At 59.4% G+C, this 15116-nt stretch carries 14 protein-coding genes; 9 read left to right on the top strand and 5 right to left on the bottom strand.

Translation table 11 applies throughout. The features are described 5' to 3' along the window. Nucleotides 1-8: 8 nt before the first annotated feature. The 5 genes from cobF to NXC24_RS27405 all read right to left on the bottom strand — a co-directional run bounded on the left by cobF (nt 9) and on the right by NXC24_RS27405 (nt 5609). Nucleotides 9-785, bottom strand: coding sequence for a precorrin-6A synthase (deacetylating) (gene cobF, locus NXC24_RS27425; RefSeq protein ID WP_104827861.1), 777 nt, complete (start codon nt 783-785; stop codon nt 9-11). Between the two features lie 91 nt (nt 786-876). Next, complete coding sequence (locus NXC24_RS27420; protein WP_104826538.1) at nt 877-1860, bottom strand: ABC transporter permease; 984 nt, start codon at nt 1858-1860, stop codon at nt 877-879. Then, nucleotides 1857-2852, bottom strand: coding sequence for an ABC transporter permease (locus tag NXC24_RS27415; RefSeq protein ID WP_104826537.1), 996 nt, complete (start codon nt 2850-2852; stop codon nt 1857-1859). Before NXC24_RS27415 ends, NXC24_RS27420 begins: the two co-directional genes overlap by 4 nt. Continuing rightward, a complete protein-coding gene (locus NXC24_RS27410) occupies nt 2849-4387 on the bottom strand; it encodes a sugar ABC transporter ATP-binding protein (protein ID WP_104826536.1) in 1539 nt (512 codons plus the stop codon). The genes NXC24_RS27415 and NXC24_RS27410 overlap by 4 nt, the downstream gene beginning before the upstream one ends. An 82-nt stretch (nt 4388-4469) precedes the next feature. Continuing rightward, the gene (locus NXC24_RS27405) at nt 4470-5609 is read right to left on the bottom strand and encodes a sugar ABC transporter substrate-binding protein (RefSeq protein ID WP_104826535.1); all 1140 of its coding nucleotides are present in this window, start codon (nt 5607-5609) and stop codon (nt 4470-4472) included. Between the two features lie 218 nt (nt 5610-5827). On the opposite strand from NXC24_RS27405, the gene NXC24_RS27400 reads away from it, so the two are divergent. The 9 genes from NXC24_RS27400 (at nt 5828) to NXC24_RS27360 (ending at nt 15102) form a co-directional block, all read left to right on the top strand. Continuing rightward, nucleotides 5828-6832: a LacI family DNA-binding transcriptional regulator gene (locus NXC24_RS27400; protein WP_104826534.1), complete on the top strand. Its 1005-nt coding sequence runs from the start codon at nt 5828-5830 to the stop codon at nt 6830-6832. Nucleotides 6833-7033: 201 nt separating this feature from the next. Beyond that, nucleotides 7034-7777 carry a FadR/GntR family transcriptional regulator gene (locus NXC24_RS27395; protein WP_104826533.1) on the top strand — a complete coding sequence of 248 codons (744 nt, stop codon included), beginning with the start codon at nt 7034-7036 and terminating at the stop codon, nt 7775-7777. Further along, nucleotides 7761-9344: an ABC transporter substrate-binding protein gene (locus NXC24_RS27390; protein ID WP_104826532.1), complete on the top strand. Its 1584-nt coding sequence runs from the start codon at nt 7761-7763 to the stop codon at nt 9342-9344. Before NXC24_RS27395 ends, NXC24_RS27390 begins: the two co-directional genes overlap by 17 nt. Nucleotides 9345-9403: 59 nt before the next feature. After that, nucleotides 9404-10363 carry an ABC transporter permease gene (locus NXC24_RS27385; protein WP_104826531.1) on the top strand — a complete coding sequence of 320 codons (960 nt, stop codon included), beginning with the start codon at nt 9404-9406 and terminating at the stop codon, nt 10361-10363. Between the two features lie 2 nt (nt 10364-10365). After that, on the top strand, nt 10366-11244 hold the full coding sequence (locus tag NXC24_RS27380) for an ABC transporter permease (protein ID WP_104826530.1): 879 nt from the start codon (nt 10366-10368) through the stop codon (nt 11242-11244). 19 nt (nt 11245-11263) lie between these two features. Beyond that, nucleotides 11264-12181, top strand: coding sequence for a dihydrodipicolinate synthase family protein (locus NXC24_RS27375; RefSeq protein WP_104826529.1), 918 nt, complete (start codon nt 11264-11266; stop codon nt 12179-12181). A gap of 8 nt (nt 12182-12189) precedes the next feature. Beyond that, nucleotides 12190-13206 (top strand): ABC transporter ATP-binding protein, encoded by a 1017-nt coding sequence (locus NXC24_RS27370; protein WP_104826528.1) that lies wholly within the window; start codon nt 12190-12192, stop codon nt 13204-13206. Continuing rightward, complete coding sequence (locus NXC24_RS27365; protein ID WP_104826527.1) at nt 13207-14160, top strand: oligopeptide/dipeptide ABC transporter ATP-binding protein; 954 nt, start codon at nt 13207-13209, stop codon at nt 14158-14160. It begins immediately after the preceding gene. Nucleotides 14161-14166: 6 nt separating this feature from the next. Then, nucleotides 14167-15102, top strand: a complete 936-nt coding sequence (locus NXC24_RS27360; RefSeq protein ID WP_104826526.1) for a dihydrodipicolinate synthase family protein — start codon at nt 14167-14169, stop codon at nt 15100-15102. Nucleotides 15103-15116: the final 14 nt, after the last annotated feature.

Here is a 15116-nt window from a genome sequence, read left to right as displayed (position 1 = left end):
AGAGTGCCTCACGCCTGATCATCGAAATCTGAGCCTTTGCGCAGCAGATAGATGTCCATGATCCACCCATGCTTCGCCCGCGCTCCGGCCCGGGTCGCCACGATACGGTTAGACACATCGGCAAGCCGGCCCGAAATGGTGATTTCATCCTCGGTGCCGAGATAGGCGCCCCAATAAATATAGGCATCGGGATCATCTATCTTGCTGAAGGCCTGCTCGCCATCGAGCATGACGACGGCTGTCTCGACCATACCCGGAAAGCTCTCGGTCAGCCTGCGGCCCGTGGTGATGTGCACCGGCTTTCCGACAAGATTGAGTGGGATGCGATGGCTCGCCGTCAAAGCCTGGATGCTGGTGATTCCGGGTAGGACGCTATAGCCGAGGGCAACGCGGTCCCGTGACTTGACCCGTTCGATGATGCGGATCGTGCTGTCGTACAGACTGGGATCGCCCCAGACGAGGAAGGCAGCGCTTCCATGCTCCGCCATATGATCCTGGAACAACGCTTCGTAGGTCGACGAAATCTGAGCGTGCCAATCATCGACGCTCTGAACATAGCTGCGATCCGCCGTCTGGCGTACCGGCACGGCATAGTCGACGAAGCGGACAGCCTTGTTGGTCACATATCGCTGGCAAATGTCTCTCCGCACATCGGCAAGCTCGGCCTTGGCCATACCTTTGCTGGGAATGAAAATGACATCCACCTTGTTCAGCGCATTGATCGCCTGAACGGTCAGGTGCTCGGGATTACCCGTTCCGATGCCGACTATGTAGATGTGCCTCATTTCCACGCCCTCGTTCTTTCGGCTGTTTGCCGGAAGCAAGGGGCCATTTCAAGTGCTGAAATACTCGGTGCAGATTCAAGACGACGCGTCTCTAAACGAGCTTCTGTCGCCCATAGAGCAGCAGCATGCAGATGATGACGACACCATAGATGAGCTGCCGTCCGGCTTCTTCGATCTGCATGACGGATAAGATGGATTGAAGAAGGGTGATCAAGATGACGCCGGCGACGGTTCCGAGATACGAACCTTTGCCGCCGAGCACATGAGTACCCCCGAGGACGACAGCGGCAATCGATGGCAAAAGATAGGCGTCTCCCATCGATTGCGACGCCTTGGACGCGTAGCCCGCCAGCAGTACGCCGCCAAGGGCGCTGAGCGCGCCGGAGATGACGAATGCCAGCAAGGTGATGCGGCGCGTGTCGATCCCCGACATATAGGCGGCTCTCTCCCGATTGCCGATCGCATATAGCGAGCGGCCGAATGTGGTCCTGACAAGCAGAAAAACGGCCAGAATACCGACAACCAGCCAAACGAGCACACCATTCGGAATCGGAGAGATGACATAGCCGGTCGCAAGGAAACGCATTGCCGGAGATGCGGAATCCTGGGGCGCAAACCCGCCGGTGTAGACGACCATCAACCCCTGAACCACCGCATTCGTCGCAAGCGTAATGATCATCGACGGAATGCGAAGATAGGCGACCGCTAGGCCATTAACCGCGCCGATCACCGCGCCACACAAGATCCCGAAGGGGATGGCCAGAAATGATCCGACGCCGCCATAGGCAGTTGCCGCGCAAGCCATCATCGCCCCGGCGGCGACGACCCAGGGAACGGAGAGGTCGATCTGCCCTATGAGAATGACCATCATCATGCCGGTTGCGATGACGCCGAGAAACGAAGCGACCTTCAATTGTTGCAGCAAATAATCGGGCGACAGGAAATTCGACGAGTAGATCGAGCCGCCAAGAAGCAGCAGCAGGACGCAGCCGAAAGCGATGGCCACCGCCGGATCGACGCGGCGCAGGCGCGCGGGTAGGCCGGATCGCCGCATAAGGGATGCATCCTCGCTCATTGAAACCACTCCAGACGATTGCGAACGCGCGCCAAGCCCATGCTGCCTATGCTGATCGCCAGCATGAGCACGACGCCCTGGAACAGCGGTTGCCAAAGGGGATCGAGATCGAAGACGAACAGTAGGTCGCCGATCGTCCGGAACGCCAATGCGCCGAAGACGGCCCCGACCGCGCCACCTTTTCCACCGGCCAGCGAAACGCCGCCTAGCACCACGGCCGCGATCGAATAAAGCGTGTAGGCATTGCCGCTCGCGAATGCGGCTTCGCCGGTATAGGAAAAGAAGGTCAGATAAAGCCCGCCAATGGCGGACATCAGTCCCGCCAACGCGTACGATGCGAACTTCGCGCGCTTGATCGGCATGCCGGACATATAGGCGGCGTTTTCGGCGGATCCCGCCGCATAGGCGGCCCTGCCCAAAATCGAACGGCTGAACGGAACCCAGAAGATCAGCAGGGTGGCGGCAAGCACAACCAGGCTTGCGGGAATGATGCCGAAAAGCTTGGAGGTAAAGGCATCCGCCAGCGTCTCGTTCACCGCGCCGCCAGGGGTCGGACGCAACAACAGGGCCAATCCAAAAAAGATTGCGCTCGTCGCGATCGTGGTTACGATCGGCTGCAGTCGCCCGAAGATGATGATCAACCCGTTCAGCATGCCGCAGGCGAGCCCGGTCAAAAGCACGGCGGCGACACCCAATGCGGTCTCAAATGGCGTTCCGACCACGAGCCATGAGGCAAGACAATTACACAGGATGAGGATCATGCCGACCGAAAGATCGATGCCGGCAGTGATGACCACAAAACATTGCGCCATCGCGACGAAGGCGAGCAATGCTGCCTTGTTCGATGCGGTCTGCACGACATTCGGCGTAAACCCCGCCGGGTGGTTGGAGACATAGATCACGAACATCACGGCAAAGAGCACCGCGGCCAGCAGCGTGCCCTTGTGTTGCGCATACCAGAAGCGCCATTCGCCGTGCGGTATCTCTTTCATTGGCCGACCTTCTGTTCTCTAAGGTGTGCGCCGATGTTAAGCGCACTGCCAATCAATTCGCGTTCATTGATATCAGTGCCTTCCAGCACACGGACGATGCTGCCGTCGTACATCACCAGCACCCGATCGCAGCAGCCGATCAGCTCGTCATAGTCGGTGGAATAGAAGATGAGCGCGACGCCGGCTTCCGCGAGCTTGCGGAGCAGGACGTAGATTTCCTGTTTGGTGCCGACATCGATGCCGCGTGTCGGATCATTCAGTAAAACGATTTTCGGCTGGTTCATCAACCATTTTGCAATAACCACCTTTTGCTGATTGCCGCCGGAGAGCGCGCCGACCGGCATGTCGATCGTCGCGGCTTTGATTGCCAGCAATTTGAGGAGTTCGTCGCTCCGCTCTGCCTCGACGGCGCGGTCGATAACGCCCCTGCTGGACACGCTGTCGAGGGCTGCAATCGAAAGATTTTCGCGCACGGTCATGGGCAGCATCAGCCCTTCGGTCTTCCGGTCCTCCGGGATAAGCGCAATTGATGTCTCCGTGGACTTCGCCTGTTTCGGACTTTTCATCGTCACGCTTCGGCCCGCGATCTGCACATCGCCCCTGACATCGCGCAGCACGCCGAATAGCGCCAGCAACAGCTCCCGCTGCCCCTGGCCGTCCAGTCCGCCGAGACCGGCGATTTCGCCCGGTCTGACATCGAAGCTTATGGCGGAAAGGCGATCGCCCCAGGAAAGATTCCGGCAGGAAAGGATCGGCGCAAGCCCGTTCTCGGCTACGTGTTTCGGCGGAAATACGCTCCTATATTCACGCCCGATCATCAATTCGATCACCTGCTGGTCGGTCTTTGTTCCGGCCGGATAGGATTCGATGCTGCGGCCGTTGCGAAAGACGGTGCACTCGTCCGCCAGTTCGGCAATCTCATGCATGCGATGCGAAATATAGATGAGCGCCATGCCCTCGGAACGCAGCCGCTTCAGCACGCTGAACACCTTTTCGACGTCCGGTTGGGTCAACGCTGAAGTTGCTTCGTCGAGGATCATGATCCGTGGCTTGCGGGCAAGCGCCTTGGCAATCTCAACCATCTGGCGGCGGGAGAGCGGCAGATCCTTGACGAGAGAGGACGGGTGGATATCGGAAGCGCCGGCACGCGCCAGGGCTTCCTCAGCGATCCGTCTCTGCCTGCGGCGGTCGATCATGCCGAACCGCAATGGCGGATTGCTGATCACAACATTATCGGCCACGGACAGATCCGGGATCAACGACAGTTCCTGGAAGACGCAGACAATGCCGGCGGCATTGGCCGCCGCGGGAGTTGCGAAAGCCACCTCCTTGCCGTCGAACAGCATACGGCCTTCGTCCGAGGCGACGGCGCCTGCCATGATCTTGATAAGGGTAGATTTGCCTGCACCATTCTCACCGAGAACGGCGTGTATGGCTCCCGGCCGAATGGCGATATTGGCCTCCTTCAGCGCGACGACACCGCCATAGCGCTTGGATATGCCTTCCATCCGGAAAAACGGTTCGGATAAACTCACGCGCCCAACCTCCCATCGGGTGCCGCAAGAACGAGACTGCGGACATAGTTGGTCCGCAGTCTAGCGTCGAAAACAAAGGCAATTACTGATTTTCCTTTGTCTGCCCCATGATCTCCTGAGCCGTGAAATTGATGCCGCAGGTGGGGAAGGAATTGCCGACGAAGAAGTTGTCGGACTGCTTCGGATAATAATCCTGGCCTTCCTTGAAATCCGGATCAGAGACAAGGGCCGTCGGCAACTTCACTGCTTGGGGTACGACCTGACCTTCCAGAGCGGCGATCGCGGTCTTGATGGCAACCGCAACCTGGGCCGGCCCGGTTCCCGCGGACGCACATTTCAGGCCGTCACCCGCATGTGCGGCGCAAAGCTTGCGAAAGCCGTTTTCCGTCTCACCACCGAACGGTACGAAGGGATGCTTGGCATCCATGATTGCCTGCACGACACCGGTGTCGCCACCCTGCGCCGTGATACCATCGAAGGGACCGTTGGTCGCGATCGCGTCGGCTGTGGCCTTTTGCGCGACGCCGTCATCCCATTTGCCGACAACTTCCGTGACATTGAACTTCTTGCCGGATGCGCCCAGTGTCTCCTTGATGCCGTTATGGCGATCGGTATCGACGGAGGTGCCGGCAACGCCTCGGACTTCAAGGACCTTGCCGCCGTTAGGCATATGCTTCACGAGCCAATTGCCCCAGATGACGCCCAGACCCTTTTGATCGACATTGACGTTGATGGCGTCCTTGGTATCGAGGATGTTGTCGAAGGCAACCAGGATGACCCCGGCCTCCTTGGCACGCTTGATGACAGGACCGAAGGCGGTCGGGTTCTGTGCATCTACGACGATCGCATCGTAGCCTGCGTCAATGAAATTGTTGATTGCCGATATCTGAGCGGGAACATCTTCCCCCGTCGATACGACCTTGAACTCCTTCAGCTTGGCTGCAACATCGGGTTGGGCGGCGTAGGCCTTGGCCGTCTGCACCATCTGAATGCGCCAAGTATTGGCGATGTAGCCGTTCGCAAGCGCGATCCGATAGGGACCTTCTTTTTTCGGAAATTGCAGAAACTGAGTATCGGCTGCCCAGGGCGTCATGCATTTCGGGTCACCCGCGGGCCCGGATACGACTTTCGGTTCCGCGTAGGCCACACCACTGAGCAGCGCGAGGAACGGTACGGAAAACACGGCGATCCGAGCGGATCTTACTTTGATAGCTCTCAGCATAGAAGTCCTCCTCCTCGGGCGAATTGGCTCGCCCTTCCATTTTTGATCGGCATGATTGAATCCGGTAAGGCTCCATCCCATTCTTTTCCGGTTTCGTGAAAAGGTAACATGGTTGACAGCGCTGTCAAATTCTATTTGCTAGCGCTGTCAACTGTGGAGTATCTATAGATATTCTTATTCTTCAGAAATCGAATTCAACAACACGTGAATGATACTTTATGCGCCGAATAACCTTGGATGATGTGGCAAACCTGGCTGGCGTCAGCCCCATCACCGTGTCCCGTGTTCTGAGGAAGCCCGGAGCGGTGTCGGAGGGATTGCGCCTGCGCGTCCACGCGGCGGTAAACGAACTTGGTTATGTGCCGAATGTTGCGGCGAGCAGGCTTGCCTCGTCGCGTACGCATACGATCGGCGTCATCGTGCCGACACTCTATAACGTGATCTTCGCCGAATACCTTTTTGCCCTGCACGAAGTTCTGATCGATGCCGGTTTCCAAGTGCTGGTTGTCAACAGCCGCTATTCCGAAATCGAAGAAGAAAACGCAATCAAAGCGCTGCTGGGACAAAGGGTCGAAGCGATCATCATCGCCGGCATTCACCACACGGCGCTTGCGAGGCAGCTTCTCCTTCAGGCAAACCTGCCGGTCGTCGAAACCTTCGAACTTTCCGACGATCCGATCAATCTCAATATCGGAATGTCTCAGGAGCATGCCGGCTACATGGCGACCCACCATCTGATCGAGCGCGGCTTTCGTCAGATCGCATTTCTGACCGGCAATCTTGATCACCGCGCCAAATCGCGCTTCGACGGGTATCACAAAGCCATGCGAGAAGCCGATATGCCGAGCAGCGAAATCATCGCCCAAAAGCCGCGACATAGTTCGGTTGCGCTGGGATCGGAGCTCTTTGCCACGGCGCATGAAGTCGGCAATATTCCCGAAGCCATATTCTGCACGGATGACAGTCTGGCTCTCGGCGCAATGCAGGAATGCCGCAAGCGCGGCCTCCGGGTGCCGGACGACATATCGATTATTGGCTTTCACGATCTCGAATTCGCGGCCTGCGTCTCCCCGTCGCTCTCCTCCATCGCCACACGGCGCTATGAAACCGGAAAGCTCGCAGCGGAAAAGGTTCTTTCCGCGCTGAGGGCGGGAGCCAAACCTGCTGTGGATCAGACAGATCTCGGATTTTCACTGTTGCCCCGTGAGAGCACCGGCGCCTGAAAAGCACGAGCCATTTTACGAGCCTCTTTCCCCTGAAGTGCCCGCAGTCATCGAGCCCGAAATCGCGCCGAGCTGTGCCCAGTAAGCGCCGCCCGGAAGACGAAGATCGCCGTGCCAATTGACCATGCCATTTGACAGATATCCTACAAGCGGATATGTAAGCTTCTTCTCCATTACGAATATGCGCGGAAGAAAACGAAGATGGCCTTGAAATCGATGAAGCCCCTGACCCGTGCACCCCTGCTGCATGTTTCCGTGCAGGAGAGTTTGCGGGCCTACATCGACGAAAACGGTTTGGCGCCCGGCACACTCCTGCCGGCCGAAGGAGAGCTCGCAACGCAGCTCGGCGTCAGCCGGAATTCGCTGCGGGAGGGGATTAAGGCGCTGGAATCGCTCGGCGTGCTGGAGACGCGCCGCGGTGTCGGCATCTTCGTGAAGGCTTTTTCATTCGAACCGTTGCTCGACAATCTCGCCTACGGGCTGGGCGGAGCGCTGCGGCAAATCGAGGAGGTCCTCGAAATCCGCCGCACGCTGGAAGTGGGATTGATCGGCAAGACGATCGAGATGATCGGCGAGGAAGACATCGCCGAACTGCGCAGCACGGTCAACAGGATGCGCGTCCATGCTGAGCGCGGAGAGACCTTTGCCGAAGACGATCAGCTCTTTCACCGGCTGCTCTTTCGCTGCCAGCACAATGAAACGCTCGTGCGGCTGATCGATGTCTTCTGGCTCGCTTTCTACAAGGCTTCGGACTTCGTGAACTTGGAGAACGTCGATCCGATGGCGACCTGGCGCGATCATGCCGCGATCGTGGATGCAGTGGAAGCAAAGGATCTGGAGGAGGCGCGCAGACGCCTGGATCGGCACTACGAAGGCATTGCCCGGGTGATTGCCAACAACAAGACAAGTTCAAATGTGGGAGGAACACATGAGGAGAGCATATAGACTATCCGTCATCGCCCTTGCAGCCATGCTGCCGACGACCGCAATTCCGGCCCTTGTCGGCCAGGCGCGGGCCGCGACCCTTTCCGGCGGCTTCGATGTCGGCCCGGGCGGCTTCCAGGGCAACTTCAATCCTCTTGCCGCAACGGCGGGATTCACCTGGCTCAGCATCTATTACGAACCGCTCGTCGCCTATGACGAGAAGCTGCAGAAAGTCGTCGGCGAACTCGCTAGCTCCTACGAGGTGAGCCCGGATCAGAAGACCTACACATTCAAGCTGACGAACGCCAAATGGCATGACGGCCAGGCATTTACGGCCAAGGACGCCAAGTTCACCATCGGCCTCGCCATGAACGCCAAGACCGGTTCGGTACTCGCCGCCCGGCTGCAGAGCATTTCATCCGTCGAAACACCGGACGAGCACACGGTTGTGGTCAAGCTGAGCGCGCCGACCGGCAGCTTTCTCGACACCATGACGAAGGTCATGATGTTGCCGGAACATGCCCTGTCCTCGATACCGGCCGATCAGTTGGCCAAGAGTACATGGTGGTCCACCACGCCGATCGGCACCGGACCTTTCAAGTTCACGAAATACGTATCCGATCAATATGTCGAGCTCGCCGCCAACACCGAATACCGCGCCGGCAAGCCTGCACTCGAACGCATCATCAACCGCTATTTCGCCAATCCGGCTGCGGCGATCGCGGCTCTGAGATCCGGTGAAATCCAGTTCACTTACGTCGATTCCAATGACGTACCGACTTTCAAGGACGATAAGAATTTCAAGGTCATCGAAGGCGATTCTTTCGTCGTCAACTATCTCGGCTTCAACCACGATTCCCCCATCTGGAAGGATCCGCGCGTCCGCAAGGCGGTGATGTACGCGATCAATCGCGATGCCATCATCAAGAGCCTCTATGGCGGCGCAGCCAAGCCTGCCAATTGCGCTTATGTTGCCGAGCAACTGATACCAAAAGGCGTCGACGGCTATGCCTACGACCCGGCAAAAGCCAAGCAGTTGCTGACCGAAGCGGGATGGGATCAGATCAACGGCAGCAAGCCGATCACGCTGCTGACCTATTACACGACGCCGCTCGCGACCAATGTGCTGGCTGCCGTCCAAGCGATGCTCGCCCAAGTCGGCATCAATGTCGTCCCACGCGCCGTCGATGCGCCGACTTACAACAGCATCGTGCTCAACGCGAAACCGGATGTCGCGCAGTTCCAAATGGTCTACGCCGGACTTCAGAACGGACCGGATGCCGGAAGCATCAATGTCGGGCTGAACGAAAGCCAGATTCCGCCGGCCGGAGCGAATGTCGTTCGAGCGCGCATGCCGGATCTGAGCGCTGCGCTCAACGCCGCACTGACCGAGACCGACAGTTCCAAACGCGACGGCCGCTATCAGGACGTCTGCAAGGTGATGAATACCAACCTGCCCTGGGCAACGCTCTGGGTGGCAAAGCGCTATGGCATCGTCTCGTCCAAGGTGAAGGATTTCGTCTGGACGCCGGCGCCTGGCGGCGGGCCTTATCAGGCCAATCCGCAGAAATGGTCGATCGCCGAATAAGGCGTTTCCTTCCAAAGCCTTGAGGGCGGCCTCGGCCACCCTGACAGGACGGATTTACAATGCTTCGATACAGCCTTCGACGCCTGGCCATAGGGGCTGGCATGCTCATCGCCCTGAGCATGCTGATCTTCCTCCTCTTGCGTCTGACGCCCGGCGATCCGATCGACGCCTATATCGATCCGAATGTCCCGATGTCGCCGACCGACCTTGCGAACCTACGCAGGAGTTTGGGGCTCGACCAGCCCTTGCCGCTGCAATACCTTGGATGGCTGCAGAACGCGCTGACGGGCAATCTCGGCTATTCGATCAAACGTCTCGACCAGCCGGTTCTCAGTCTCGTGCTGTCACGGATCGGACCGACCGTGCTCCTCATGGGTTCGGCGCTGGTGATCGCCATTATTGCCGGCATTGCCGTGGGCGTTTTCAGCGCTGTTCGCCGCAATTCGCTCGCCGACCTGTCCTTCTCGGTGTTCGCGCTTGCCGGCATTTCCAGCCCCGCGTTCCTCAGTGCCCTCATTGGCCTCTATGTCTTCTCCGTTCGCCTGCATTGGATGCCCTCCGGCGGCATGCTGACGCCTGGCGAGGAATTTTCGATCGGTGATCTTATTCATCACCTGATCCTGCCCGCCGCGCTGCTTTCCATCGCGCAGGCCGCATTGATCACGCGCTACATGCGCGCTTCGCTGCTCGAAGTCCTCAACCAGGATTATGTGCGCACGGCCCGCGCCAAGGGGGTAAAGGAGTTCTGGGTCATCACCAAGCATGCGCTGCGCAATGCCCTCCTTCCCATCGTAACCCTCATCGGCTCGACCGTCGGGCTTGCGATCGGCGGCGCCATCTTTATCGAGAGCGTCTTCAACTGGCCGGGTATGGGCCTGCTTCTCGTCAATGCAGTGGAGACGCGGGACTACCCCGTCATCATGGGCGCGACGCTCGTCATCGGCATCTGTGTCATCATCGTCAATCTTCTGACCGACATCACCTATGCGGTTGTCGATCCGCGCATCAAGGTGGGCTGACGATGTTTGCTCGCTCCACGTCCCGCCGCAGCCCCGGGCCGCTCGCTCGCGCATTCGAACGCTTTCTATTGAACCACGCCGCCGTCGCCGGCATTTGCGTCGCCATTCCAATGTTGCTGCTGATCCTCTCCTATCCGCTGTGGTGGAGGTTTCAGCCGAACGATATCGATCTCCTGGCCATGAACAGCGGCCCGACGGCAACGCACTGGTTCGGAACCGATGGAGTCGGCCGCGACGTGTTTGCGCGTGTTCTGGAAGGCGGGCGGATTTCGCTGCTCGTTGCCGCCGCATCGACCGCCCTTTCGGCGATCATCGGCTTCCTCTTCGGCGCCGTCTCGGCACTCGCCGGCCGGTGGGCTGATGCCGTCTCCATGCGCTTCGTCGATCTGGTGATGACCTTGCCGCCTGTCATCTTCCTGCTGGTGCTCGCCTCGATCGCCGGCACCGGCATCTGGCCGACGGTGCTCGTCATCTCACTGCTCTCCTGGCCGCTTCTTGCGCGCATGGTCCGCTCGCGGCTTCTGGAACTCCGCGAGCGCGATTTCGTCATGGCCTCGCGCGGTATGGGCGCCGGCATTGGACACCTGCTTTTTCGCCATGGCCTGCCGAACGCGATCGACATCCTCGTCGTCTACGCAACGCTGCAGATCGCCAATGCCATCCTGCTGGAGGCCGGTCTGTCCTTCCTCGGTCTCGGCATTGCCCCGCCTGCCGCAAGCTGGGGCAACATGCTGAATGCCGCCCGGTCGACCGCCGTGCTCGAACAATATCCGTGGCAATGGCTCTTCCCCGGCGGAGCGCTGATCCTTGCCGTGCTCGCAATCAACTTCATCGGCGATGGCCTCAGAGATGCCTTCGATCCCCGTGCCGAACTGAACTGACAACCGAAAGAAAGCGAAAATGACCAAATTCAAGGGTGTCGTCCCCCCCGTCGTAACGCCGCTCAATCCGGATTTCACCGTCGACTATCCGTCCTATACGCGGGTTCTTGAACATCTGATCGATGCCGGCTGCCACGGTGTCTTCGTGCTCGGCTCGACGAGTGAAGTCGTCTTTCACGACGAAAAGACGCGGCGCGAGATCATCGAGCATTCGGCAAAGGTGGTGAACGGCCGCGTGCCGCTCATCGTCGGCGCGATCGATCCGACGACCGATCGCGTCATCGCGCACTCGAAGGTCGCGAAGGCCGCGGGCGCCGACGCGGTGGTGGTCACGGCCCCCTTCTATACGGTTACCAGCCAGCCCGAGATCCTTGATCATTTCCGCTATATCAGGGATGCGGTGGACGTCCCGTTGGTCGCCTACGACATTCCCGTCTGTGTTCATGTGAAGCTGCAGCGGCAGACTGTCGTGACGCTCGCCAAGGAAGGCACCATCATCGGCCTCAAGGATTCAAGCGGCGACGACGGCAATTTCCGCTATGCGCTGCTCGATCTCGCCGACCACGAGGATGTCTTCCTGATGACCGGCTCCGAGATCGTCGTCGATAATGCCTTGCTGATGGGCGCTCACGGTGTCGTTCCGGGCATCGCCAACGTCGACCCGCATGGCTATGTGCGCCTGTGGGACGCCGCACAGCGCGGCGATTGGGCCGCCGCTCGAAAAGAACAGGAGCGCCTTTGCCGCCTCTTCGAAATCGTTTGGGTCGCCCAGGGCCGCGTTAGCGGCGGTGCATCCGGTATAGGCGCTTTCAAAGCCGCCATGCGCAGCCTCGGCATCATCGATACCGCCATCATGCCGCGGCCACGCGCTGCGCTGAAGGAGGCTGAAACCGCACGGATCGATGAAATCCTCCGCGCAACCGGTCTGCTGAACTGAGGCGCATAATGGAGCCGGCCGCCAATCCCGTTCTCGACATCAAGGGGCTGCGAACGATCTTCCGCATCCGCGGCAGCGAGATCACGGCTGTCAACGATATCGATCTGACCGTGGCCGCCGGTGAGACCCTGGCGCTCGTCGGCGAATCCGGGTCCGGCAAATCGGTGACCAGCCTTTCCGTCATGCGTTTGCTCACCCGCAATATCGGCAGGATCGCCGCGGGCACTATCCACCTGAAGCGCAAGAACGGCGCGGTCCACAATCTGGTCTCTCTTGACGATGAGGATATGCGCAGGATCAGGGGCGATGATATTGGCATGGTGTTTCAGGAGCCGATGTCGAGCCTTAATCCCGTCTTCACGATCGGCGACCAGATATCGGAACCGATCCGCATTCATCGCGGCGCGGGTCGGAAAGCCGCGATGAATGCGGCCGTGCAACTCCTCGACAGCGTCGGTATTCCGGATGCGAAGCGACGCGCCGGCCAATATCCGCATGAACTCTCCGGCGGCATGCGGCAGAGGGCGACGATCGCCATGGCGCTGGCGTGTGATCCGACATTGCTGATTGCCGATGAACCGACAACAGCACTGGATGTGACGATCCAGGCGCAAATTCTCGATCTGCTCCTTAGGCTGCAGCGCGAACGCGGCATGGCCATGCTGTTTATCACGCACAATCTCGGCGTTGTTGCCGAGATCGCCCATCGCGTTGCGGTCATGTATGCGGGCCGGATCGTTGAACATGGGCCGGTCGGCAAGGTCTTTGGCAATCCGCGCCATCCCTACACGATGGGCCTTCTCGCCTCCATGCCGCGTCTTGGCGATGCCGCGCGGATGAAACAAGCCGGCGAGAAGCTCGCCGCCATTCCGGGTGTGGTTCCCAGCCTGATGAACATGCCTGCCGGTTGCGCATTTTCCCCGCGCTGCAAATTCGCGATCGATGCCTGCCGCGTCGCCGTTCCGGTGCTCGAAGAGGTCGGTCCAGGGCACCGCAGCCGCTGCATAAGATGGCAGGAGATCTAGATGAGCGAGCCTTTGGTCTCCGTTCGCGATCTCGGGAAACACTATACGTCCCGAGGCACGAAGCTGAATGTTCTTCAGAATATCTCCTTCGATATCGCCAAAGGCGAGGTCGTCGGGCTTGTTGGCGAATCCGGCAGCGGAAAAACCACGATCGGACGTTCGGTCCTGCGCCTTGTGGAGCCGTCGGCAGGCAGCGTCCGCTTCGACGGCGTGGAATTGACCACGCTTTCCGCCTCCGCTCTAAGACGCACGCGGCCGCGCATGCAATATATTTTTCAAGACCCTTTCGCCAGCCTCTCGCCGCGCATGACGATTGGCGAGATCCTGACGGAAGGGTTGAAGATCCAGCGCATCGGAACCGGCAAGGAACGGCTCGATCGGGCGCGCTCCGCCCTCGCCCAGGTCGACCTGCCTGGCGATGCGATCAATCGCTATGCACACGAATTTTCAGGCGGCCAGCGCCAGCGCATCGGCATCGCCCGCGCCTTGACCCTTTCGCCGGAATTCATCGTGGCCGACGAGCCGGTCTCGGCACTTGACGTGTCGATCCAGGCGCAGATCATCAATCTGCTGCGCGAATTGCAGATGCGCCTCGGCCTGACCATGCTCTTCATTTCGCATGATCTGGCCGTCGTCGAATATATCTGCGACCGGGTGATCGTGCTCTATCTCGGCCACATCATGGAAATTGCGCCGAGTGCCGATCTCTACGCCAGCCCACAGCATCCCTATACGAGCGCGCTGCTCTCGGCGATTCCCTCGACCAATCCCAATCTCCGGCGCGACCGTCAGATCCTCAGAGGTGACATACCGAGCCCGGCCAATCCACCCTCCGGCTGTGTCTTCCGCACCCGCTGTCCGCACGCATTGGACGCCTGCGGGAAGACGATACCGGAGCTGAGAGAGGTCGCGCCGGGTCATTTCAAGGCCTGCATTCGCGACGATTTGAATTGAGGGGCAATCAATGACTGCAAAAATCGGCATACCGTCGCCGGCAATTGGGCGACCCTTCTCCTGCCGATCGGGGTGGATGATGACATCGAATTCGCAAAGCTCGGCGAGGAAATCGATATCCTGATCGCGGCCGGTGTCGACGGCATCTATTCGAATGGTACGGCGGGGGAATTCCATAGCCAGACCGAAGACGAATTCGACCGCATTCAATCGATGTTGGCCGAACGATGCGCTGCGGCCGGCATGAACTTCGTCATCGGCGCTTGCCAACCGGATGCTCGCATCATGCTGGAACGGGTTCGGCGTTCGGCGCTCCTGAAACCGCTGGCGATTCAAGTTATCCTGCCCGACTGGTGGCCTGTAACGGATCGGGAAGCGATCGATTTTTTGAACCGGGCTGTCGATGTCGGAAGCGGCATTCCGCTGATCCTCTATAACCCACCACATGCCAAGCGTGTCCTGACGCCGGAAGAACTGGGCAGGATTTGCGCTGCGGTACCAGGCGTCATCGGCGCCAAGGTGGCTGATGGCGACAAGCAATGGTACGCGGACGCGCGCCAGCACCTTTCGGAACTCTCACTCTTTGTCCCCGGCCATCATCTTGCAACCGGTATTATGGAGGATATTGCGGCGGGATCCTTTTCCAATGTCGCCTGTCTAAGCCCCCGAGGCGCACAGATGTGGACCGCATCCATGCAGGACGACATCCATGCCGCACTCGCTTTGGAGCGCCGAATTTGCAAGTTCATGGAAACCCATATCGTCCCCTATCGCCAGCGATTAGGCTATTCGAACGCAGCGCTCGACAAGCTTCTCTGCGCCATCGGCAACTGGGGACCCTTCGGCACGCGCCTGCGCTGGCCGTACCGCTCGATCGACATGAGCGAGGCAGAAAGGCTCCGCGATGTCGCGCGGACGGAGGTGAGCGAACTTTTTGCGTAATTAATATCACCGCG

It is taken from the genome of Rhizobium sp. NXC24 (assembly GCF_002944315.1).
GTDB lineage: Bacteria > Pseudomonadota > Alphaproteobacteria > Rhizobiales > Rhizobiaceae > Rhizobium.
This window is presented reverse-complemented; position numbering and strand designations above follow the sequence as displayed.

What these genes read in the sequence shown, in the direction of transcription:
- NXC24_RS27375 (WP_104826529.1), top strand. Translation starts at nt 11,264, where the DNA reads ATGACCAAATTCAAGGGTGTCGTCCCCCCCGTCGTAACGCCGCTCAAT.
- NXC24_RS27370 (WP_104826528.1), top strand. Translation starts at nt 12,190, where the DNA reads ATGGAGCCGGCCGCCAATCCCGTTCTCGACATCAAGGGGCTGCGAACG.
- NXC24_RS27415 (WP_104826537.1), bottom strand. Translation starts at nt 2,852, where the DNA reads ATGAAAGAGATACCGCACGGCGAATGGCGCTTCTGGTATGCGCAACAC.
- NXC24_RS27400 (WP_104826534.1), top strand. Translation starts at nt 5,828, where the DNA reads ATGCGCCGAATAACCTTGGATGATGTGGCAAACCTGGCTGGCGTCAGC.
- NXC24_RS27390 (WP_104826532.1), top strand. Translation starts at nt 7,761, where the DNA reads ATGAGGAGAGCATATAGACTATCCGTCATCGCCCTTGCAGCCATGCTG.
- NXC24_RS27395 (WP_104826533.1), top strand. Translation starts at nt 7,034, where the DNA reads ATGGCCTTGAAATCGATGAAGCCCCTGACCCGTGCACCCCTGCTGCAT.
- NXC24_RS27380 (WP_104826530.1), top strand. Translation starts at nt 10,366, where the DNA reads ATGTTTGCTCGCTCCACGTCCCGCCGCAGCCCCGGGCCGCTCGCTCGC.
- cobF (WP_104827861.1), bottom strand. Translation starts at nt 785, where the DNA reads ATGAGGCACATCTACATAGTCGGCATCGGAACGGGTAATCCCGAGCAC.
- NXC24_RS27385 (WP_104826531.1), top strand. Translation starts at nt 9,404, where the DNA reads ATGCTTCGATACAGCCTTCGACGCCTGGCCATAGGGGCTGGCATGCTC.
- NXC24_RS27405 (WP_104826535.1), bottom strand. Translation starts at nt 5,609, where the DNA reads ATGCTGAGAGCTATCAAAGTAAGATCCGCTCGGATCGCCGTGTTTTCC.
- NXC24_RS27420 (WP_104826538.1), bottom strand. Translation starts at nt 1,860, where the DNA reads ATGAGCGAGGATGCATCCCTTATGCGGCGATCCGGCCTACCCGCGCGC.
- NXC24_RS27365 (WP_104826527.1), top strand. Translation starts at nt 13,207, where the DNA reads ATGAGCGAGCCTTTGGTCTCCGTTCGCGATCTCGGGAAACACTATACG.